16 protein-coding genes are annotated in these 19,239 nt (G+C 72.1%); 3 read left to right on the top strand and 13 right to left on the bottom strand.

The window, feature by feature from the left end; all coding sequences use genetic code 11:
• Nucleotide 1: 1 nt before the first annotated feature.
• The 8 genes from ACFY1H_RS23830 to ACFY1H_RS23795 form a co-directional block, all read right to left on the bottom strand.
• On the bottom strand, nucleotides 2-577 hold the full coding sequence (locus tag ACFY1H_RS23830; protein WP_386949639.1) for an HD domain-containing protein: 576 nt from the start codon (nucleotides 575-577) through the stop codon (nucleotides 2-4).
• Between the two features lie 21 nt (nucleotides 578-598).
• On the bottom strand, nucleotides 599-1,225 hold the full coding sequence (locus tag ACFY1H_RS23825) for a response regulator transcription factor (RefSeq protein ID WP_366581488.1): 627 nt from the start codon (nucleotides 1,223-1,225) through the stop codon (nucleotides 599-601).
• The gene (locus ACFY1H_RS23820; RefSeq protein WP_386949636.1) at nucleotides 1,222-2,568 is read right to left on the bottom strand and encodes a sensor histidine kinase; all 1,347 of its coding nucleotides are present in this window, start codon (nucleotides 2,566-2,568) and stop codon (nucleotides 1,222-1,224) included. The genes ACFY1H_RS23825 and ACFY1H_RS23820 overlap by 4 nt, the downstream gene beginning before the upstream one ends.
• A complete protein-coding gene (locus ACFY1H_RS23815) occupies nucleotides 2,565-4,100 on the bottom strand; it encodes an ArnT family glycosyltransferase (RefSeq protein WP_386949633.1) in 1,536 nt (511 codons plus the stop codon). The genes ACFY1H_RS23820 and ACFY1H_RS23815 overlap by 4 nt, the downstream gene beginning before the upstream one ends.
• Nucleotides 4,101-4,263: 163 nt before the next feature.
• Nucleotides 4,264-5,775 (bottom strand): glycosyltransferase family 39 protein, encoded by a 1,512-nt coding sequence (locus tag ACFY1H_RS23810; RefSeq protein WP_386949630.1) that lies wholly within the window; start codon nucleotides 5,773-5,775, stop codon nucleotides 4,264-4,266.
• A 2-nt stretch (nucleotides 5,776-5,777) separates the two neighbouring features.
• Entirely contained in the window at nucleotides 5,778-6,503 is a 726-nt protein-coding gene (locus ACFY1H_RS23805) for an ABC transporter permease (RefSeq protein ID WP_386949627.1), read from the bottom strand.
• A 26-nt stretch (nucleotides 6,504-6,529) separates the two neighbouring features.
• Nucleotides 6,530-7,435, bottom strand: coding sequence for an ABC transporter ATP-binding protein (locus ACFY1H_RS23800; RefSeq protein ID WP_386949624.1), 906 nt, complete (start codon nucleotides 7,433-7,435; stop codon nucleotides 6,530-6,532).
• 141 nt (nucleotides 7,436-7,576) lie between these two features.
• Nucleotides 7,577-8,095 (bottom strand): DUF402 domain-containing protein, encoded by a 519-nt coding sequence (locus ACFY1H_RS23795; protein WP_366581499.1) that lies wholly within the window; start codon nucleotides 8,093-8,095, stop codon nucleotides 7,577-7,579.
• A 154-nt stretch (nucleotides 8,096-8,249) separates the two neighbouring features.
• Between ACFY1H_RS23795 and ACFY1H_RS23790 the strand changes: the two genes are divergently transcribed.
• From ACFY1H_RS23790 to ACFY1H_RS23780, 3 genes are all read left to right on the top strand, one after another.
• On the top strand, nucleotides 8,250-9,473 hold the full coding sequence (locus tag ACFY1H_RS23790; RefSeq protein ID WP_386949621.1) for a DUF5685 family protein: 1,224 nt from the start codon (nucleotides 8,250-8,252) through the stop codon (nucleotides 9,471-9,473).
• 81 nt (nucleotides 9,474-9,554) lie between these two features.
• Complete coding sequence (gene uvrB / locus ACFY1H_RS23785; RefSeq protein WP_366581503.1) at nucleotides 9,555-11,714, top strand: excinuclease ABC subunit UvrB; 2,160 nt, start codon at nucleotides 9,555-9,557, stop codon at nucleotides 11,712-11,714.
• Between the two features lie 123 nt (nucleotides 11,715-11,837).
• Nucleotides 11,838-12,197 (top strand): MmcQ/YjbR family DNA-binding protein, encoded by a 360-nt coding sequence (locus ACFY1H_RS23780; RefSeq protein ID WP_366581504.1) that lies wholly within the window; start codon nucleotides 11,838-11,840, stop codon nucleotides 12,195-12,197.
• A 4-nt stretch (nucleotides 12,198-12,201) separates the two neighbouring features.
• Here ACFY1H_RS23780 and ACFY1H_RS23775 read toward each other — a convergent pair whose 3' ends face one another.
• The 5 genes from ACFY1H_RS23775 to ACFY1H_RS23755 form a co-directional block, all read right to left on the bottom strand.
• The gene (locus ACFY1H_RS23775; protein WP_366581506.1) at nucleotides 12,202-12,603 is read right to left on the bottom strand and encodes a VOC family protein; all 402 of its coding nucleotides are present in this window, start codon (nucleotides 12,601-12,603) and stop codon (nucleotides 12,202-12,204) included.
• A gap of 98 nt (nucleotides 12,604-12,701) precedes the next feature.
• Nucleotides 12,702-14,105 carry a S28 family serine protease gene (locus ACFY1H_RS23770; protein WP_386949616.1) on the bottom strand — a complete coding sequence of 468 codons (1,404 nt, stop codon included), beginning with the start codon at nucleotides 14,103-14,105 and terminating at the stop codon, nucleotides 12,702-12,704.
• Between the two features lie 109 nt (nucleotides 14,106-14,214).
• Nucleotides 14,215-14,967 (bottom strand): enoyl-CoA hydratase/isomerase family protein, encoded by a 753-nt coding sequence (locus ACFY1H_RS23765; protein ID WP_386949613.1) that lies wholly within the window; start codon nucleotides 14,965-14,967, stop codon nucleotides 14,215-14,217.
• A gap of 58 nt (nucleotides 14,968-15,025) precedes the next feature.
• On the bottom strand, nucleotides 15,026-15,964 hold the full coding sequence (locus ACFY1H_RS23760; protein ID WP_386949610.1) for an ABC transporter permease: 939 nt from the start codon (nucleotides 15,962-15,964) through the stop codon (nucleotides 15,026-15,028).
• Nucleotides 15,961-18,852 (bottom strand): alpha/beta fold hydrolase, encoded by a 2,892-nt coding sequence (locus tag ACFY1H_RS23755; protein WP_386949607.1) that lies wholly within the window; start codon nucleotides 18,850-18,852, stop codon nucleotides 15,961-15,963. The genes ACFY1H_RS23760 and ACFY1H_RS23755 overlap by 4 nt, the downstream gene beginning before the upstream one ends.
• Nucleotides 18,853-19,239: the final 387 nt, after the last annotated feature.

Genomic DNA, 19,239 nt, shown 5'->3' with positions numbered 1-19,239 from the left:
CTCAGCCGAGCGGGTTCGCCGCGATCCGGCCCTCGATGCCGTGTGCGACGGCCCCGCCGGCGGCGCTGTCCGGCTTGCGCGCCGCCTGGTCTTCGAAGCACGCCAGGAACTCCGGGCCGAAGTCCAGCCGCGGGTAGCGGGTGAGGGCCTCCGCCCGCACCTCGAGCGGGAACTCCTCCGGGCGGCTGCCGGAGACGTCCCAGCTCGTGGCGACCTGGAGCAGGTGGGATTCGGGGTCGGCACTCGCGGGCACGTCGGCGCGCATGTGCAGCACGATGATCTCCTCGACGCGTGCGGCGCGGTCCACCGACCATCCCGCGGCGGCCCCGAACACCCACGCCAGGTGGCCGCCCGCGTCCTCGAACGGGAGGCGGTGGTTGTCGAACTCGGCGGTGAGCCCGAGGTCGTGCAGCAGCGCCGACACGTAGTAGAGCTCGTCGTCGAACGCGATCCCGTGGGCCGCCGCGTAGTGCGCGCCCCAGAGGTACGAGCGGACGGAGTGGTTGAGCAGGGCGGGCGAGCAGAACCGCGTGGCCACGGCCAGCGCGGCCGCGGCGGCGGGCGTCTCCGGGAACATGGGCTCAGCTTCGCACAGGAATCAGCTGCCGAGCAGGCCTCGTTCGAAGGCCACGGCGACCGCGGCGGCGCGGTCTTTCACGCCGAGCTTGGCGTACGCGTGGATCAGGTGGGTCTTCACCGTCGCCTCGCTGATGAAGAGCTTCTTCGCCGCGTCCTTGTTCGTGGAGCCGCGCGCGACGAGCGTGAGCACCTCGATCTCGCGCTGCGACAACGGTTCCTTCGCCGGCGCGCGCATCTGGCCCATGAGCCGGCTCGCGACGGCGGGGGAGAGCACGGCCTCGCCGCGGGCGGCCGCGCGCACGGCGCGGAACAGCTCCTCGCGCGGCGCGTCCTTGAGGAGGTAGCCCGTGGCGCCGGCCTCGATGGCGGGCAGGACGTCCGAATCGGTGTCGTAGGTGGTCAGGACCAGCACGTGCGCCGGGTTGCCGAGGCGGGCGAGCTCGGTGATGGCGGAGACGCCGTCGGTGCCCGGCATGCGCAGGTCCATCAGCACGACGTCGGGTTTGAGCGACTCCGCGAGCGTCACGGCCTCGGCGCCGTTCGCGGCTTCGCCGAGCACCTCGAAACCGTGCTCGCCGGTGAAGATGCCGCGCAGGCCGTCGCGGACGATGGGGTGGTCGTCGGCGATGAGCAGCGTGACGGTCATGCTGACGCCCCCTGGTGGTCGATCCCGCCGTCTTTCAGCCCGCCCAGTGTGGCAGCCGGGACGGCGGGCAGGTTCACCGAGATCGCCGTGCCGCTACCGGGTTCCGACTCCACGTGCAGCGTGCCCGCGAGCCGTTGCACGCGGCTTCGCATCCCGGGCAGCCCGAAGCCGCCTTCGCTCGGGGGCGGGTTGTCGGGGTCGAAGCCGACGCCGTCGTCGACCACATCGAGCGTGACCTCGTCGCCCATGTACGACAGCGTGAGCCCCACCCGGCCGGCCTCGGCGTGTTTGGCCACATTGGACAGTGCCTCCTGCGTGATCCGCAGCAGTGTCGCCTCGATCTCGGGGTGCAGCGCCTCGGCCGTGCCCGTGGTCGAGAACCCGGCGGGCACCGCGGTGCGCTCGCTCCACAGCCGCGCCACCTCGGCGAGCGCGTCGGGCAGCGTCGCCGACTCCAGCGGCTCCGGCCGCAACGCGTGCACGGACCGCCGCGCCGCCGTCAGGTTCTCGCGCGCGAGCGCCTTCGCGGTGTCGAGGTGCCGTTGCCACTCGGCGGGGTTTTCCCGGGCCTGCGCGGCGGCTTCGAGCTGCGTGATGATCCCGGTGAAGCCCTGGGCGAGCGTGTCGTGGATTTCCTGGCTCAGCCGCTGCCGCTCGTCGAGCACCCCGGCCTCGCGCGCCTGGATGAGCAATTGCCGTTGCAGGCCCCGGTTTTCTGCCTCGGCGGCGGCGAGCTGGTCGAGTGCCCGCTTGCGTTCCGCACTCTGCCGGCCGACGGCCGCGAACACCGCGCCGCCACCGCCGATCGCGGCCGTCTGCACGATCACCAGCGTCACCCAGATCGCCGGGGCCGTGGCCAGCGCCTCGATCGGGCCGCCGTTGGCGACGGTGTTGATGAGCAGCGACGTGATGGCCACGCCGAGGATCGACATCACCAACGGCCGCATCCGCATGGCCGCGAAGAAGCCGTGCACCATGAAGATGAGGAAGTACGTCTCGCGCGCTTCGAGCGCGGAACCGAAACTCACGACGCCCGCGAAGCTCAGCGCCGCGAAGGCAGCGTTCTCGCGTAGCTTGTCGCCGGGCAGCTTGTGGGTCAGCAGGAGCCACACCGCGGCGCCGGCGGCGATCGCGAGCGTGGTGAGCCGGTGGGCGCCCGTCTGGTCGATGCGCAGCAGGCTCAGCACGGTGGGGATCGCCAGCAGCACGAACGGGGCGGTCGTCTCGGCGCGGTTGAACCACGAATGCCACCGCAGCGGCGGATCCCCTTCGCGCGGTGACAGGGGCGCCAGGAGCGAGCCCCGCCAGTCGAGCTTCACGTCCCGCACGTCCTCCGGCTTCATGCCTTCAGATCTTTCACCTGAGGCCAGATCACCGGCCAGCTTTCGGTGCGACCGGTGAGCAGCCAGATCGGCAGGTGCTCGCTCGCGTTGAGCACGCCCAGGCGGTTCTGCACCGAGCCCACGACGCGGGCGTCGCGGAAGTGCGGCGCGAGCTTCGCCGGGTCGGCGCCGACGAACAGCACCGTGTCGGCGTCGACCGAGTTCTCGCCCGGCCGCCCGAAGTACCAGAAGCCGCGGCTGCCGCTGTACGCCTGGGGCAGACCGGCTTCCGGGCCGTAGCGGTCGAGCGCGCCGGCCTGCCAGTAGCCCGCGGTCACGAGCGCGGTGTGGGCGCGCTGCTCGGGCGGCAGCAGCCGGTAGACGTCCGCGACGGAGCCGGCCAGGTCCGGCCAGCCGACCTCTTCGGTCGCGTACGCGGGATGCGGTGCGTCGGGGTGCTCCACGAGCCACTGCACCGGCCACACCGGCAGCGCGTACGGGAGGCTGTAGAGCGCGGAAAGCACGAAGACCGGCCACGTCGGCACCCACCGCCACCACAGCGCGGGGCGGCGGTCCTGCAGGTGCACGGCCGCGGCGGCCCACAGGATCGGGAACATGCCGGCGGCGTAGTAGAACCGGCCGTTGGCCACGAGGAACACCGCGACCACGCCGATCGCCGTCCAGCCGAGGAACCGGTACGGCCGCAGGCTTCGCGCGGCGAGCAGCACACCTAGGCCGTAGCAGACGCCGAGGGCGCCGATGACGAGCCCGGCGCCGGCGAGCAGGCCCGGCAGGAACTCGGTGCGGCCGCCGCCTTCGGTGACTTCGCGCGAGACCGCGTCGCCCATGCCCAGCTGCGGCCAGCTGTTGAGCGACTGCCACAGCAACGTCGGCACGCAGGCGAGCACCGCGATCCCCGCTCCTGCCCAGAGTTTGGGCCGGCGCAGCAGGTCGCGCGGGCCGAAGACGAGCGCCGTCACGGCGGTGATCGCCCAGAACGCGCCGATGAGGAACTTGACGTTCAGCGCGACCGCGGTGACCAGGCCCAGCCACAGCAGGAGGTTGTCGTCTCGGGTGCGCAGCCAGCGCACGAGCAGCCACAGCACGAGCGTCCACAGCAGCGGGTCGACGGTCGACGTGGCGAGGTAGTGGCCGCTGCCCACGAACTGGCCGCAGATCGCGAACGCGGCGGCGGCTCGGGTCTGCGCCTTGCGACGGCCGCCGAGCTCGCGCGCGATCAGCGCGGTCACCACGACCCCGGCGGCGGTGGCGAGGATCGCCGGGATCCGGAACACGACGAGCGAGCCCGGCGCGATCGCGTTCATCAGCGCGGCGAGCAGGGGCAGAACCGGCGGCTGGTCGGCGTACCCGAACGACAGGTGCTTGCCGGCGGCGAGGAAGTACAGCTCGTCGCCGAAGTAGCCGTAGCGGCCGGCCGTGGCCAGCAGGACCGCCGCGGTCCCGGCCGCGAGCAGCGTCACCGGACGCCGCGCGAACTCGGCGACGGCCACGTCCGGCCTGGTGGGCGCGCCTGCCGTGGTCACGGCTTCCATCGTGCTCCCTGTCCTCGGTCGGGCAAGTCATCGGTCGGGCAAGTCGGTCGGGCACCGTCACTTGGTCGGGCACAGTATCGCCGGGTCGGGCCTGTTGCGCGGCACCCTACGGGCCGGGGCCCGGCGCCACCGGCTGGTGTGTGGCGCCGGGCACACCCCGGGGTCAGTTGTGCGTGTTCACCAGGTGCGGCCAGATCTGCTGCCACGGCTGCAGGCGCCCGGTGGCGAGCCACAGCGGCGTGTCGTCGGCGACGCTCGGCAGGGCCGTGCCGGTGTCGACCTTCCCGATCCGGTGCAGGTCGGCGAAGTGGCCGAGCAGCGGCTGCGGGTCCGCGCCGATGAACAGCACGCTGGTGTCGGAGTCCGGCGGCACGACGAGCGTCGCGTAGCCGCGGTTCGGGCTGGCGGGCTCGGGCAGGCCGAGCGGGCGGCCGTAGTGGTCGAGCGCGCCGGCCGACCAGTAGGACTCGCCGACGAGGGCCGTGTGCGCCGGGTCGGGCAGCTTCGCGAACTGGTTCGCCACCGAGCGCGTGGCCTCCGGCCAGCCGATCTCGGCGAACGCGAACGTCGGCGAGGGCAGGTTCGGGTTCGCCACGAGCCACGGCTGCGGCCACACCGGCAGGGAGATCGGCAGGGCCAGCAGTGCCGCGACGGCGTACACCGGCCAGGTCGCGAGCCAGCGCCACCAGCGCGAGGCCCGGCCGGTCTCCAGCTCGACGGCGGCCGCCGCCCAGCACGGGGCGAACATGCCGGCGATGTAGTAGGAGCGGCCGTTGACCGCGATGAACACCACGGCCAGGCCGAGCGTGGTCCACGCCAGGAAGCGGTACGGCCGCAGCTGCGGCGAGCGCAGCAGGCGCCACACGCCGTAGCAGAGCAGCGCGATCCCGATCGGGAACCCGGCGGTGAGCAGCGCCGAAGGCAGCCACAGCAGGCGCCCGCCCCAGGTCTGCTGCACCTCGGCCGAGATCGCCTCGCCCATGCCGAGCTGCGGCCAGCCGTGCGTGGCCTGCCAGATCAGCGTCGGGACCAGCGCCGCCACCGAGATGGCCGCGCCGACCCACAGCTTCGGCCGGCGCAGCAGCTCGCGCGGCCCGAAGACCAGCAGGGCGACGATCGCGACGGCCCAGAAGCCGCCGATCAGGAACTTCACGTACAGCGCCACCGCCGTGACCACGCCGGCCCACAACAGCAGGTTGTCGCCGCGGGTGCGGATCCAGCGGATGAGCAGCCAGATCACCACGGTCCACAGGAACGGGTCCAGCGTCGAGGTGGCCAGGTAGTGGCCCGAAGCGATGAACTGCGTACTGACCGCGCACGTCGCCGCGGTCAGCGTCTGGGCCTTCGCGCGGCCGCCCAGCTCGCGGGCGATGAGCGCGGCGAACACCACCGACGCGACCATCGCGAGCATCGCCGGGAGCCGCAGCACGAACACCGAACCCGGGGCGATCGTGTCCATGGCGCGCGCGATCAGGGGCAGCATCGGCGGCTGGTCCACATAACCCCAGGCCAGGTGCCTGCCGGCGGCGAGGAAGTAGAGCTCGTCGCCCATGTAGCCGTAGCGGCTCGCGGTGAGCAGCAGCGCCACGCCGAGCAAGCCGGCGAGCACGAACACCGGGACCCGGGCGAACGGGGCGGCCACGCGCTGGGCGGCCGGCAGCGTCGTCACGGACATGGTCACTCCCACCGGAAGGTGCGGGCCGCGATCGCCGAGCAGACCACGGCGAAGGCGACGAGCGAACCGAGCTGCAGCAGCTCGGGCGAGTTCCCCGCGGCCGCTTCGCGCAGGCCGTTGATCGTCGCGCCGAGCGGGAGGACGTCGGCCACGTGCTGCAGCACCGGAGGCAGCTGCTCCTTCGGCACCCAGACGCCGCCGAGCGCGAGCATCGGGAAGAACGCCGCGGCACCGATGCCGCTGGCCGCGCGGTTGGTGGGCGCGAGCGCCGCGATCAGCGTGCCGACGGAGAACAACGCCAGCGCGCCGAGCACCATCACGAGCAGGAACCCGCCGAGGTTCTCCGGCAGCGCCATCCCGAGCGCGATCCTGCCCACCCCCAGGACGAGCAGGATCGCGACCGCGGCGGCGGCGAGGTTCACCAGCAGCTGCGCGGCGAGCAGCCGTCGGGGTGGCACCGGGCTCGCGGACAGGCGCTTGAGCACGCCCTTCTCGCGGTAAGTGGCCACGGCGGCCGGGAACATCATCACCGCGAGCATCGCGATGAGGATCGCCACGGCCATCGGCGCGATCAGGGTCGGCAGCGGCGCGTGCCCGCCGAACTCGGCGCTGGGCTTGCCCGAACCCGGCATCAGGCCGAACACGAGCAGCAGTGCGAGCGGGATGCCGACCACGGTGACGGGTGCCGCCGGGTCACGCAGGAACAGCTTCGCCTCGACGGTGGTCATCTTCGTGAGCATGTCTTCGAGTCCCCTCAGTCCAGTTTCCGGCCGGTCAGCGCGACGAACGCGTCGTCGAGGTTCGCCTGCTCCACGCGCAGGTCGCCCGCGAGCACCTGCTTGCGGGCGAGGAACGACGTCACGGTCTGCAGCGCGCTGGCGCGCCCCGTGACCACGAGCTGCGAGCCGTGGCGCTCGACCTCGAGCACGTCGGGCAGCGCCTTCAGCTGTGCGAGCTCGACCGGCGCCGACGGGCGGAACCGGATGCGCTGCTCGTCGCCGACCTGGCGGACCAGCCCGGCGGGCGTGTCGACGGCGACCACCCGGCCCGAGTCGATCACGGCGATGCGGTCGCAGAGGCGCTCGGCCTCCTCCATGAAGTGGGTGACGAGCACGACCGTCACGCCCTCGTCGCGCACCGCCTCGACCAGGTCCCACGTGTCACGGCGGGCCTGCGGGTCGAGGCCCGTGGTGAGCTCGTCGAGCACCGCGATCTCGGGGCTGCCGACGAGCGCGAGCGCGATCGACAAACGCTGCTGCTGCCCGCCCGAGAGCTTCTTGTAGGCGGTGTCGCGCTGGTGCGTGAGCCCGAGCAGGCCGAGCAGCCGCTCGGTGTCGGCCGGCTTGCGGTAGAAGGACGAGTAAAGCTCCAGCGCCTCGCTCACGCGCAGCCGTTCGGGCAGCCGGCTCTCCTGCAGCTGCACGCCCAGGCGCTGGCGCAGCTCGTGGCGCTCGCGCCGCGGGTCGAGCCCGAGCACCGACAGCGTGCCGCCGTCGGGCGTGCGCAGGCCTTCCAGGCACTCGACCGTGGTGGTCTTGCCCGCGCCGTTCGGGCCGAGGATCCCGAAGATCTCGCCCGGCTCGACGGTGAACGACACGTCGTCCACCGCCACCTTGTCCCCGTAGGTCTTGTGGAGGTGCTGGACCTCGATCACCGGCATGTCCGCCGTCCCCTCTCGAGCTCTTCTTCCGTCGTGAAGAAGAGTCCCGTGGGGAAGGGGTGCGGCGGATCGCCGGAACGGCCAGATCCGGCATCCACCGCCAGGCGGCGGGCATCCACCGATCGGTGGACCCGGTGGCCCTTAGGGGTGCCGGCGCCAGGTCGCGGTGATGTCCTTTGTGGACAGCCAGGCCGCGAGGTCGTATCCGTGCGCGGCCAGCCCTTCCACGGTGGCGTAGGCGGTTTCGAGCGCGTACTCGCCTTCGGCCTGGGGCAGCAGACCCGCGGAGACGGCGGCGAGCAGCTCGTCGGAGTCGATCACCCGCACGGAGACCTTGTCCTTGAGCACGAGGTCGAGGTAGAGGTCCGTGGACAACCACCGGGTGCCCTCGCGGCGCACGCGCACCACGTCGAGGTAGAAGGTCTGATCGCGTTCGTGGCCGGGGTTGAACCAGAAGTCGGTGATCCGCAGGCCGAGGTCGGGCAACAGCCAGGACTCCAGGTAGCGGAACTGGGCGCGCCCCGGCGTCGGGCGCGCGAGGTACAGCCCGAACGGCTCGGTCCGGAACTCCTCCACCTGCCGCTCGATGCCCTTGGGGTCCACGTTGACGCCGGCGGCCGGGTCGAAGCTCTCCACCTTCGGCGGGTGCACGTCGGTCATCCGCCCATCCTGCCGGGCGCGGGGCGATCCGAGCGGTTCGCCGGGGCCGGTGTCCGCGAAATCCACCCGGTTGCCGGGGGCGGTCACGGCTCGGCCACTTCCGCACCGGATGTCCGGTTCGCCGGTTACGTTGACCCGGACCTGGGGAGGGATCGTGTTCGGAATCATCCGGCCGTGCCGGCACCGGCTGTCCGCGCGGCTGCACGCCGACTGGCTCGCGCACCTGTGCGGGCTGTGCCTCGCGTTGCGCGACGAGCACGGGCACCTCGCGCGGGTCGTGACGAACTACGACTCGCTGGTGATCTCCGCTCTCGTGGAGGCGCAGGCCGCGGGCCGGCGCCGGCTCGCGGGGCCGTGTGCGTTGCGCGGGATGCGTTCGGCGTCGGTCGCGCGAGGCGAAGGGGCGCAGCTCGCGGCGGCCGTGTCGCTGGTGCTGGCCTCGGCCAAGGTCGAGGACCACGTGGCCGACGGCGACGGTGCCCTCGGCCGAGGAGCGTTGCGGACACCGGCGAAGAAGCTCGCGGCCCGGTGGTCCGCGCAGGGCGCCCGCACCGGCGCGCGCATCGGCTTCGACACGTCGGTCCTGGTGGCCGCGGTTTCGCGGCAGAGCGCACTGGAGGACGAGGTGACCGCGGGCGACTCGCTGCTGCTGGTCACCGGGCCGGCCGAGGCGGCCGCGTCGGCGGCGTTCGCGCAGACGGCGGTGCTGGCGGGGCGCCCCGGCAACGTGGCGCCGCTCGCCGAGGCCGGACGCCTGTTCGGGCGGGTAGCGCACCTGCTCGACGCGGTGGAGGACCAGCCCGCAGACGACGCGGCGGGGAGCTGGAACCCGTTGACGGTCACGGGAACGGCGCTCGCCGAGGCGCGGCGGCTCGCCGTGGACGCGGTGCTCGGAGCCGAGCTCGCGGTGCGGAAGGCGTCGTTCGCGCAGCCGGAGCTGGTCCACGCGCTGCTGGTGCACGAGTTGCGCCAGGCCGTGAACCGGGCGTTCGGGCACCGGCAGGAGCCGCCGCCCGGATGGCTCGGGCCGGGACCGGTGCCGCCTGGGGTGCCGCCCGCTCCGGCCGGTCACCCCGGGTGGGGGCCGCACTCGTCGGCGCCTTCGCCTCCGCCTCCGCCGAAGCCCCCGAAGAAGAAGCGCAAGCCGGGGGAAGGGCCCGAGGACGGCGACGGCGGTGGCTGCTGGGTGCCGAGGTTCGCCGTGCCGCCCCGGCCGCGCGGGTTCTTCGAGGGCTGCGCGGTCGCGACCTACATGTGCTGCAGCTGCCAGTTCTGCTGCCGGGACCCGTTCCCGGGCCCGTGGAGCGGCAAGGTGCGGCAGAACCACTGCGATTGCGACCCGTGCGTGCTGCTCTGCACCTGCTGCGACGGTTGCTGAACGGGGTTCCGGCCCAGGTCAGCGGGCCTGTGGTGGCGCCTCGGCTGAAAACTGTCGGTGGGTCGGCCTACTCTGGTGGACGTGGCTTTCGCAACCGAACACCCCGTCCTCGCGCAGTCCGACTTCCGGCCGGTTTCCGACGTCCCCCGTTCCGGCGGCCGGTTCGAAGTGATCAGCGAGTACACGCCCGCCGGCGACCAGCCGGCGGCCATCGACGAGCTCGAACGCCGGGTCAAGGCGGGCGAGAAGGACGTCGTGCTGCTGGGCGCCACCGGCACGGGCAAGTCGGCCACCACCGCGTGGCTGATCGAGCGCGTGCAGCGGCCCACGCTGGTCATGGCGCCGAACAAGACCCTGGCCGCGCAGCTGGCCAACGAGCTGCGGGAACTCTTCCCGAACAACGCGGTCGAGTACTTCGTCAGCTACTACGACTACTACCAGCCCGAGGCGTACATCGCGCAGACGGACACCTACATCGAGAAGGACTCGTCGATCAACGACGACGTCGAGCGGCTGCGCCACTCGGCCACGATGAACCTGCTCTCGCGCCGCGACGTGATCGTGGTGGCCAGTGTGTCCTGCATCTACGGCCTGGGCACCCCGCAGTCCTACCTCGACCGCTCGACCAAGCTCGCGGTCGGTGCGCAGGTGGACCGCGACGTGCTGCTGCGCGCGCTGGTCGACGTGCAGTACACGCGCAACGACATCGCGTTCGCGCGCGGCACCTTCCGCGCGCGGGGCGACACGGTGGAGATCATCCCGGCGTACGAGGAGCTGGCGATCCGCGTCGAGTTCTTCGGCGACGAGATCGAGAAGCTCTACTACCTGCACCCGCTGACCGGCGACATCGTGCGTGAGGTCGACGAGGTGCGGATCTTCCCGGCCACGCACTACGTCGCGGGGCCGGAGCGCATGGAGAAGGCGATCAAGGGCATCGAGGCGGAGCTGGAACAGCGCCTCGCCGAGCTGGAGAAGCAGGGCAAGCTGCTGGAGGCGCAGCGGCTGCGCATGCGGACGGCCTACGACATCGAGATGATGCGCCAGGTCGGGTTCTGCTCCGGCATCGAGAACTACTCGCGCCACATCGACGGCCGCGAGGCCGGGTCCGCGCCCGCGACGCTGATCGACTACTTCCCGGACGACTTCCTGCTCGTGATCGACGAGTCGCACCAGACCGTGCCGCAGATCGGCGGCATGTTCGAGGGCGACATGTCGCGCAAGCGCAACCTCGTCGACTACGGGTTCCGGCTGCCGAGCGCGGTCGACAACCGGCCGCTGACGTGGGAGGAGTTCTCCGACCGCATCGGGCAGACGGTGTACCTGTCGGCCACGCCGGGCCCGTACGAGATGGGCCAGACCGGCGGCGAGTTCGTCGAGCAGGTCATCCGCCCGACCGGCCTGGTCGACCCGAAGGTCGTCGTGAAGCCCACCGAGGGCCAGATCGACGACCTGGTGCACGAGATCCGCGAGCGCGCCGAGAAGGACGAGCGGGTGCTGGTCACCACGCTCACCAAGAAGATGGCCGAGGACCTCACCGACTACCTGCTGGAGCTCGGCATCCGCGTGCGGTACCTGCACTCGGAGGTCGACACGCTGCGCCGCGTCGAGCTGCTGCGCCAGCTGCGCGCGGGCGACTTCGACGTGCTGGTCGGCATCAACCTGCTGCGCGAGGGCCTCGACCTGCCGGAGGTGTCGCTGGTGGCGATCCTCGACGCGGACAAGGAAGGCTTCCTGCGCAGTGGCACTTCGCTGATCCAGACGATCGGCCGCGCGGCGCGAAACGTCTCCGGTGAGGTCCACATGTACGCGGACAAGATCACCGACTCGATGCAGCACGCCATCGACGAGACCGACCGCCGCCGCGCCAAGCAGGTCGAATACAACGAGGAACGCGGCGTCGACCCGCAGCCGCTGCGCAAGAAGATCGCCGACATCCTCGACCGCGTCTACAGCGAAGCCGACGACTCCGACCAGGCCGTCGCCGTCGGCGGCTCGGGTCGCAACACCTCGCGCGGCAAGAAACCCGAACAGGGCGACCGCGTCCGCAGCTCCGGCATGCTCGTGGACAAGGACGTGTCGGGCATGCCGCGCGCCGAGCTGGCCGACCTCATCCAGCAGATGACCGACCAGATGATGCAGGCCGCCCGCGACCTGCAGTTCGAACTCGCCGCCCGCCTGCGCGACGAGGTGTCGGACCTGAAGAAGGAACTCCGCGGCATGGACGCGGCCGGCATCCGCTGACACCCTCCGGCGGTCCGCTGCCCTTCGGGTGCGGCGGGCCGCGGGGAAGGCCGCCCCGGGCCGCGGGCGGAGGGCGCGACTGCTTCGGTCGGGTCTCGCCGGGGTTGGACGGAGGTGAGCGGCGTGCGGGTCGACGAGGTGATCGAGCACTGCCTGGGCAAGCCGGGGGCCGTGGAGACCTATCCGTTCGGGGAGCACGTGCTCGTGGTGAAGGTCGTGGGCAGGGCGTTCGCGTTCATCGGGCTGGAGCGGCCGGGCTCGGTGGGGCTCAAGGGCGGCGCGAACCGGGAGGAGGCGGCCGAGCTGCGGGAGCGTTATCCGGAGTCGGTGGCTGTACTCGACTATCTCGGGCGGTACGGCTGGAATCGCGTGGACCTGGGTGCGGGCCCAGCCGCTGCGGTGCCCGACGAGGAGCTCAAGGAGCTGCTCGACGCGTCCTACGAGGCGGTGCGGGCGAAGCTGCCCAAGGCGCGCCGGCCGTGAGCGGTCAGGAGACAGGGCGATCCGGAGCCGGAGCGTTCTCGTCCGGCTGAAGGACGCCGAAGATGTTCCCCTCCGTGTCCTTGCAGTACGCGAGCCAGCCGACGCCCGGGACGGGGTCCTTGGCCAGCGCCATGGTGCCACCGGCTTGGGCGACGGCGTCGATGGTGGCGTCGACGTCGGTGACCTCGATCGTGTTGATGAAGCCGGAGACCGGGGCGTCCTCGGCGGGGGCGGGGCCGCGGCGGGGGAGGAGGCCGCCGTCGATGCCTTCGCCGTCGCCGGTGGAGACGACCCAGTACGGGACCTCGCCCCACTGTTCGATGTGCCAGCCGAACACCGCGGTGTAGAAGGCGACCGCGCGCTGCGGGTCGCCGGCGTGGATTTCGAAGTGGACGGGCCGGGGCATGGCTGCCTCCTCAGACCGGGCCGACAGGGCGCGCCCGAGACTACGCGCCCCCGCCGGTCCTCACCCGGCGAGCGAGCCGGCCAAGATCCACAAAGGACTCACAGGCGAGGGCGGTCCGCCAGAACCTGGTTCGCGTCGAAGTCCGGGAACCCCGCCGGCTCCGTGGCCGCAGCCAGCGATCGCGACGAAGCGGCCGGCAGGCCGGCCCAGCGGCGGATCGTCGCGGTCGCCTCCGCGGCCTGCGCGGCGGGCAGCTGCGCGATCGTCGAACCGTGGTTGCCGCCCGGCACGAAGTAGCGGTACGAGTCGCGCGAGCCATACCCGAGCTCGAACGGCTCCGCGCCCCACGGGTCGTTCGAGCCGTACACGAACAGCAGCTGCCGGCCGTGCGCCTTCACCCAGAAGTCGACGTCCGGCATCGCCAGGAAGTCGAAGCGCGGCAGCTTCACCGACGCGGGCACGAACGTCGAAGGCACGTCCGTGCCCGGGTAGCGCAGCAGGTCGCGCAGGTAGCTGTCGTACGCCTCGGGCGAGCCGAGCTGCACCGCGGCCTGGTAGTAGTACGGCACGAACGGCTCGAGCTCCTGGTCGGAGTACGTGTTGAGGCTCTCCACCTGCTCGAACCACGCCCACACGTCGGCGGCCGGCGCACCCGCGCGGGGGATCGACGCGCACGCCGACGCCGGCTGGTACTGCCAGAACGCGAAGTACGAGTCGATCACCGAGATCTCCAGCGACTCGTCGATCGACCCCACGGTGGTGAACCTGTAGCCCTTGCGCGCGGCGTCGTCCTTGGCCAGCGCACCCAGCTCGTCACGCCGTTTCAGCGCGTCGCGCTGGATCGCCCTCAACGATGCGCGGCACGCGGGGTCGCCGACGTTCGCGAGGAACCGGTTGTACTTGTCGATCGGGTCGATCACGTCGTTGGGCGCGACGTAGGGGATCGTGCCGTTGACGTCGTCCGGGAAGAAGCGGCGGAAGTACGTGGCGGTCATCCCGCCCTTGCTGCCGCCGGTCGCGAGCCACTTGCCCGGGTAGATCTTCTTGAACGCCTGCACGGCCGCGTGCTCGTCGGCCGCGGCCTGCCAGATCGTGAGGTCACGCGACCAGTTCGCCGGCTGCGGCCGCGAAGGCGTGAAGTAGCGGTACTCCATCGAAAGCTGGTTGCCGTCCACGATCCGCGTCGGCTCCGAGCGGTTCGGGGACAGGGACACGTTGTACCCGCTGGTGAACGCGACCGTCGGCGCGGAGAAGTCGCGGTGCAGCAGCGTGTACCGCTGCTCGAACTTCGGCCCGTCGGGCCGGCGGTGGTCGGCCGGCTGCGTGAACGTCAGCTCGAAGAACCGGTACCCCGCCGGCGCCGGGTCCTCCTTCACCACCGTCAGTCCCGGAATCGTGGCCAGCGCGGCCGCGATGTCCCCCTCGCCGGTCGCGCTCGCGACCGGCGTGAGCCCCACGGCAGCCAGCACGACGGTGGACAGGACGGTGAGCAGCCTGCGCACGTGGTTCCCCCTCGACGGCCCCGAGATCAACTTCCGGATCCTCACAGACCCGGCCGCGCCCGGCAAGGCGCACCATCCGGTCGGGCGCCGACTTCCGTAGGGTCCGCGGCTAGCGCGTCAGCACACGGTCCACATAGGACTTGATGCGCGCCAGCGACTCCGCCGAACGCCACATCCGGTCCACGTGCACGTCGTCGGCGGCGCGGTTCTCCGCGATCCGTTCGTGGTAGGGCTGGCGCAGCTGCGCCTTGGTGTGGGCGAACGCCTCCGCCGGCAGCTCGCCGAGTCGGGCGGCGAGCTCACGCGCCCGGCCGAGCACCTCCTCCGGCGCCGCCACCTCGTCGACCAGGCCGCGGGCGAGCGCGTCGTCGATGGTCAGCGTGGCGCCGCTGTACATGAGCGCGGCGAGCGGGTTCGTGCCGTACGCGCAGCGCAGGATCTCCGTCGCGGCCAGCGGGAACGGCACGCCCACGAGCAGCTCGGTCACGCCGACGCGCCCGGGGCCGGCGGCGGCCACCCGGTGGTCGCACCCGGCGGCCAGCACCATCCCACCCGCGATCGCGTGCCCGTTGACCGCGGCGACGAGCGGGTGCGGGAAGCCGAAGACCGCCAGCAGCGCGTCGGAGAGCGCGGGCAGGAACCCGCCGACGTAGCTCGCACCACCCGCATCGAGGCTGAGCAGGTCGACGCCGGCGGAGAACATGTCGCCCGACCCGGTCAGCACCGCGGCTTTCGCGCCGTCGGCCGCCTCCTCGAGCTTGAGCACGAGCTCCCGGCAGGTGGCGGTGTCGAGGGTGTTGCCGCGGCCGTGCTCCAGCGTGAGCACGGCGACGCCGTCTTCGACTGCGAGGTGGATGGTCACGCGAGGAGACGTTACCGGCGTCCGGCCGCCCGTGCGGGACGGCCGGACGCCGGGCGGGTCAGCTCGTGATGTCCCGCGTGGCGAACCGGCGACCGGCCAGCAGCAGGAACACCGTGGTGTAGATGAGCGACGAGAGCGCCCCGCTGGCCATGTTCGACCAGTCGATGTCGGTGGAGATCAGGTCGATCCAGGCGAACGAGTAGTGCGTGGGCAGGTAGTTGCGCAGCCCTTCGAGCGCCGTGATCTGGTCGAGGATCTGCGACAGGATCGCCACCAGCACCGTGCCGCCCACCGCGCCGAGCGGGGCGTCGGTGGAGACGCTGAGCAGCAGCGCCAGCCCGGCCACCCACGCCAGCTGGATGATGATGTACACAGTGGACAGCACGAGCGCGATCATGCTGTCGCCGAAGGTGACCGCGTCGCCCGTGGGGCTGATCGCGTCGCCCGCGCCGTACCAGATCACGCCCACCAGCAGCGACACCAGCGGCAGCAGCACCAGCGCCGCGGCGGACAGCAGGCCCGACACGATCGCCTTCTGCCGCAGCAGCCGGTGGCGCGGCACCGGGATCGCCAGCAGGTACTTCAGGCTCGACCACGACGACTCGCTCGCGATCGTGTCGCCGAAGAACAACGCCACGATCATCGGCAGCAGGAACGTGCCGGACACGAACAGGGCGAGCACCACGAAGTTCGGCGCGCTCGCCGTCGCGAGGTCCACGAACCCGCCCGAGCGGCGGTTCGGGTTCGACTGCCCGACCTCGAACGCCACCACGAGGATGAACGGCAGGATCGCCACGAACCCCAGCACCAGCTGGGTGCGCCGCCGCTTGAACTGCCGCTTCAGCTCCACGCCGAGGCGCAGCGTGCGCTCGGCGCGGTAGCCGGCGACGGCGCCGTCCGGGCCGACTTCGGCCTGCTCGGCCGTCGCCAGCTCGCTCAGCTCCCGCAGGGCGGCGGGGTCGGTGTGGACCCCGCCCGAACCGTTGGTGTTGCTCATGAGTTGTCTCCGACCAGCTGCAGGAACGCGTCTTCCAGCCGGCGCCGGGGCCCGGCCTGCTCCACCGCGACACCCGCGCGCACGAGTGCCGCCACCACGTCGGCGCGCGGCATCCCGTCGAGGTTCGCGTGCACGAGGTCACCCTCGACGTCGATGTCCGTGACGCCGCTGAGGCCCTTGAGCGCCGCCGAGGCCGCCGCCGGGTCGCCGACGCGGAACGTCGCCTCGCCGCTCGCGGCCGCCAGCTCGCCGACCTCGCCCGAGGCCACGAGCGTCCCGCGGTGCATCACGACCACGTGCGAGCAGGTCTGCTCGACCTCGGCCAGCAGGTGGCTCGAGACGACGACCGTGCGCCCGGTGGCGGCGTAGCGCTGCAGGACCTCGCGCATCTGGTGGATCTGGGGCGGGTCGAGCCCGTTGGTGGGTTCGTCGAGCACCATGAGTTCCGGCAGCCCGAGCATCGCCTGCGCGATCGCGAGGCGCTGGCGCATGCCCTGGCTGTAGTTCTTCACGCGGCGGTTCACCGCGTCGCCCAGGCCCGCGATCTCGAGCGCTTCCGAGAAGTGGGCCTTCTCGGTGGGCCGCCCGGTCGCCGCCCAGTACAGCTCGAGGTTCGCCTTGCCCGACAGGTGCGGCAGGAAGCCGGAACCCTCCACGAAGGACCCGATCCGCGACAGCACGGGCGCGCCGGGCGAGATCTTGTGGCCGAACACGCGGATTTCGCCCGCGGTCGGCGTGATCAGGCCCATCAGCATGCGCAGCGTCGTCGTCTTGCCCGCGCCGTTCGGGCCGAGCAGGCCGAGCACCTGGCCCGGCTCCACGCGGAAGGACAGGTCCTTCACGGCCACGAACCCGCCCGCGTACTGCTTGCGCAGCCCCTTGATCACGAGCGGCGTGTCCGCCAGGTCCGGGTCGACGTCGTGCGCGCGCCGGCGGCGGATCGCGGCGAACACGAGCGCGATGATGGCGACAAGCAGCGTCACGCCGATGCCGATCAGCTGGCCCTTCGGCGCCGGCGTGCCCACCGACGTGCCGGGCACGACCGGCATGGCGAGCGCCGAGCCCGAAGCCAGCGCGATGCGGAACACGCCCGGCGCGGTCGGCGTCGAGAACGACTGGTCGGTGGTGCCGACCACGAGCCGCAGCGAGTGCCCGGCCTCGATCGGGCGCACGATGCCCGGCAGCGTCACCGTCACGTCCACCGGGGTGCCGTTCGCCGGCAGGTTCGCCACGCGGAACGGTGCCACGGCGTTGGCCGGCAGCACGCGGGTGCCGTCGGGACCCACGTCGTAGAGCTTCGCGAACAGCACCGCCTCCGGCAGCGGATGCGCTGGATCGGTGGCGACCTGCAGCCGCACGGTGCTGGAACCCGCGATCAGGACCTGACTGTCGAACGGCGCGCTGCGGAACTGCGCGGCCTGGCCCGGCGGGTCGGTGCTGAACAACGGCGCCAGGCGAGACGAACCCGCCGCCAGCCCGTTGAGACCGGGGATGCCGCTCACGGCCGCGGGGTTGGCGCCCGCGGGCCGCACGGCCGGCTGCGGCGGACCGGCGAGCGCGATCTGGCGGCGTTCGGTGCCCGCGCCCGCGAGGCCCGGGTACGCGTCGGTGCTGACCGTGCGCACGGACGGCGCGCCGTTGGCCCGCAAAGTGCCCTGCACGTCGTAGCTGAAGCCGGTGCCCGGGTCGCCGTCGCCGGTCAGCGCCGACCACAGGAAGTCACCGATCTTCGCCCGCAGCTGCGGGCCGGGGACGCCGCCGTCGTGGCCGCCGGTGTACCAGATGGTGCGGACCTTGCCGCCGGCCGCGGAGATCTGGCGCGCGGTGGCGTCGGACTGGTCCAGGCCGAACAGCGTGTCGCTCTCACCCTGCACCAGCAGCGTCGGCACGGTGATCTTGTCCGTGACCGACGCGGGTGAGACGCGGTGCAGCAGCGCGACGGTCTGCGCGCTCACCTTCCCGGTGGTCGCCAGCTCCGTGTACGCCTGGCAGACCTGCGCGGTGAAGCGGCCGCACGGGTCGGCGGCCGGCGCCTGGCCCGGCTGGGCCTGGCCGGGGACCGGGGCGAGGGCGGCCTGCGCGTCGCCGCCGCCGCCGGTGCCTCCGGTGCCGCCGACCGAGCCGCCGTTGTCGTCGGTCTCCTGCCCGGCCTCGGGTGCCTCGGCCGAAGACGACGCTCCCGCGCTCGGCGCGCCCGAGCCGGAGGAGAAGAAGATGCCCGCCCAGCTCTTCTTGAACACGCCGTCGGGCGCGAACTCGCCCGCCGCCGGGGTCTTCGCCGCAGGCGGCGTGGTGGCGCCGGCGTTGGGGATCAGGCCCTGGGCCAGGTCGTTGTAGGTGATCACCGGGGCGACGGCGGCCACGCGTTTGTCGGTGCCGGCGAGCAGCAGCGACAGCGCGCCGCCGTAGGACGCGCCGGTGACGGCGATCTCCGGCGCACCGCCCGCGCGGGTGGCGACTTCGTGGCTCGCGACGAGGTGGTCGATGAGCCGGCTCGCGTCGGCGACCTCCGCGTCGGGGTCGTTGAGGCCGATCTTGCCGGTGCTGCGGCCGAAACCGCGCGCCGACCAGGTCAGCACGACGAACCCGCGCTGGGCGAGCTCGCGGGCCTGGGGGTCCACGCTGGACTTGTCGCCGCCGAAACCGTGGGCCAGCAGCACGGCGGGGGCGGGCGTTTTCTCGGGGTAGTAGGTGGTGGTGTCGATGCGGACCTGCTCGGCCGAGCCGGGCGCGGCCGGCATCGCCAGGTTGGCGTCCTGGGTCCGGACGGGAGCGGGCTGCGAGCCGCTCGTGGTCCAGACGGCCACGACGGCGGCGGCGACCACCACGACCGCGGCCAGCGCGGTCAGCCGGGCACCGCGCGTGCGCGGCAACGGGATTCGGGGCACGTGCTGACGTTATTTGAGCTTCGCTGAGAGCCGCGCGCGGGGCTCACACGGATCAGACATCTTCATGCCAATCCGACCAAAGCAGGTCGCCCCCACGCAGCACGTAACCGTTGCCACGAAGCCATTCGGCCGTGACTGTGGTCGGATCGGCAACGATCGGCACAGTTCACGCGAGCACGGGCGTTTTTCGGCCTCGGTGACGGAGGTAACACCACCGGTTCGGTGACGAGGGCAACCTCCGCTGGCGTTCGCGCGCCGTAACCGGCAAACTGGACGCGCTGTGAGGGGAGTATTCCTTCGCGGCGGTGTCGTCAGCACGGTGGCGTGGCCCCCGGCACCGTCGGCCGGTAGAAAGGAACCGGCGGAAGAGACCTCCGGTTAGTTGCT

The organism is Amycolatopsis sp. NPDC001319 (assembly GCF_042896185.1).
In the GTDB taxonomy this organism is placed as follows: Bacteria; Actinomycetota; Actinomycetes; order Mycobacteriales; family Pseudonocardiaceae; genus Amycolatopsis.
The sequence above is the reverse complement of the archived record's forward strand: the minus strand, read 5'-3'. Positions and strand labels throughout refer to the sequence as shown.

Coding starts and splice junctions, on each gene's coding strand:
- ACFY1H_RS23830 (WP_386949639.1), bottom strand. CDS start 577: ATGTTCCCGGAGACGCCCGCCGCCGCGGCCGCGCTGGCCGTGGCCACG.
- ACFY1H_RS23815 (WP_386949633.1), bottom strand. CDS start 4,100: ATGGAAGCCGTGACCACGGCAGGCGCGCCCACCAGGCCGGACGTGGCC.
- ACFY1H_RS23820 (WP_386949636.1), bottom strand. CDS start 2,568: ATGAAGCCGGAGGACGTGCGGGACGTGAAGCTCGACTGGCGGGGCTCG.
- ACFY1H_RS23825 (WP_366581488.1), bottom strand. CDS start 1,225: ATGACCGTCACGCTGCTCATCGCCGACGACCACCCCATCGTCCGCGAC.
- ACFY1H_RS23775 (WP_366581506.1), bottom strand. CDS start 12,603: ATGCCCCGGCCCGTCCACTTCGAAATCCACGCCGGCGACCCGCAGCGC.
- ACFY1H_RS23805 (WP_386949627.1), bottom strand. CDS start 6,503: ATGACCACCGTCGAGGCGAAGCTGTTCCTGCGTGACCCGGCGGCACCC.
- ACFY1H_RS23760 (WP_386949610.1), bottom strand. CDS start 15,964: ATGAGCAACACCAACGGTTCGGGCGGGGTCCACACCGACCCCGCCGCC.
- ACFY1H_RS23795 (WP_366581499.1), bottom strand. CDS start 8,095: ATGACCGACGTGCACCCGCCGAAGGTGGAGAGCTTCGACCCGGCCGCC.
- ACFY1H_RS23810 (WP_386949630.1), bottom strand. CDS start 5,775: ATGTCCGTGACGACGCTGCCGGCCGCCCAGCGCGTGGCCGCCCCGTTC.
- ACFY1H_RS23800 (WP_386949624.1), bottom strand. CDS start 7,435: ATGCCGGTGATCGAGGTCCAGCACCTCCACAAGACCTACGGGGACAAG.